General features: G+C 65.4%; 1 protein-coding gene. It reads right to left on the bottom strand.

Going from position 1 to position 1227, the window contains the following annotated elements:
* Positions 1–24 precede the first annotated feature (24 nt).
* The gene (locus U1700_RS14900; RefSeq protein WP_332753463.1) at positions 25–1113 is read right to left on the bottom strand and encodes an asparagine synthase C-terminal domain-containing protein; all 1089 of its coding nucleotides are present in this window, start codon (positions 1111–1113) and stop codon (positions 25–27) included.
* Positions 1114–1227 lie beyond the last annotated feature (114 nt).

Below are 1227 nucleotides of genomic sequence, written 5' to 3'. Positions count from 1 at the left end.
TCGGCCGTGACCCGCCCCCCGGCATCAACTCCATGACCGCGCCCAGGCCTCGGCGTCGGCGAGTTGCAACAGCCGGGCAAAGCGCAGGTCGCGGGCCGGTCCCGGCGCCAGCGCGGCCTCCACTGCCGCCCGGTCGATGACGCCATGGATGGCCAGGCATCCGTCAAGCAGGAAAGGCCGCAACATGTCGGCCTCTTTTTCGACCAGTCGCGCCAGGAAGCCGGTCGGCGTGCCCTTTGATCGCCGGCTGACCACCGAAGTCGGCAGCCGCGTGGCATAGGCCCGCCGAACCGGTGCCCGGTTACGCCCCTCCTCGAACCACATCCAACTTGGCACCCGCAACGCGGCTTCGGCGATGGGCTGCGACACGAGCGGCGACAGAATTGCCGGGCGTCTTTCAGCCTCGAGATTCCCGACGACCGAAACAGCAGCCAGAAGAAGACCGACCTGCGCCGCCTTGCCTGGCGGTGTACCTTGCGGTGGTACCAGCCAGGGGTGGAGCGGAATGAAGTCGTCGATCATCGCGGGATTGAGAAGCATGCGGTCGATCGGCCAGCGATATGCCACACGACCCGTCATCATCCGCAGGGCGGCACGATGCATCACCGACACCAAGCTGACATTGGCCATCCGCGCGATCGACGCGGCCGTTGCCAGCGGCCGCGCCGCCCTGTTCAGGCCCAGCAAAGCATCTATCACCGGAACGACGCTTTGGAGCGAGCAAAACATGTTGTCGCCGCCGCCGCCATCGATCACCTGCTTCGCGCCGGTATCGCGTGCCAGCCTGTCCGCCGCCGCCAATGTGGCCTGGCGGAATGGCGCGCCAGTCGGTCGAGGCAGTCCAGGCGCAAAAGGACGCGTGAAATCGACCTGCTCCGGATCGCGCATGATCTCGACCAGAGGTACGTTCAAATGATGCGCCACGGCTCGCGCTTGGCTTCGCTCATCGCCTTGTGCGTCTGCCACCACCATGGTCAGGCAGGTCAGATGATGCGTGCATGCTGCCAGTGCCGCTGCTACGGTCGACGAGTCCAGCCCACCCGATAATAGCAAAATCACCGGCGTATCTCGGTTCACGCAAGCCGACACCGCGACGTCAATCGCCGAGCGCATGGCGTTCGCGGCGGCGTCGCACGACTGGAACGGGGGCATTTGCTCAGTGCAGGACCATGGTGACCAGCAGCACCTGATACGGACATTGGCTAGGGCGACTTGCAGCATCTGCCC

Origin of the sequence: Sphingomonas sp. RB1R13, assembly GCF_036663775.1 — a bacterium.
Classification (GTDB): domain Bacteria; phylum Pseudomonadota; class Alphaproteobacteria; order Sphingomonadales; family Sphingomonadaceae; genus Sphingomicrobium.
Note: the sequence above shows the minus strand (reverse complement) of the source record. Positions and strands in the feature narration are given on the sequence as shown.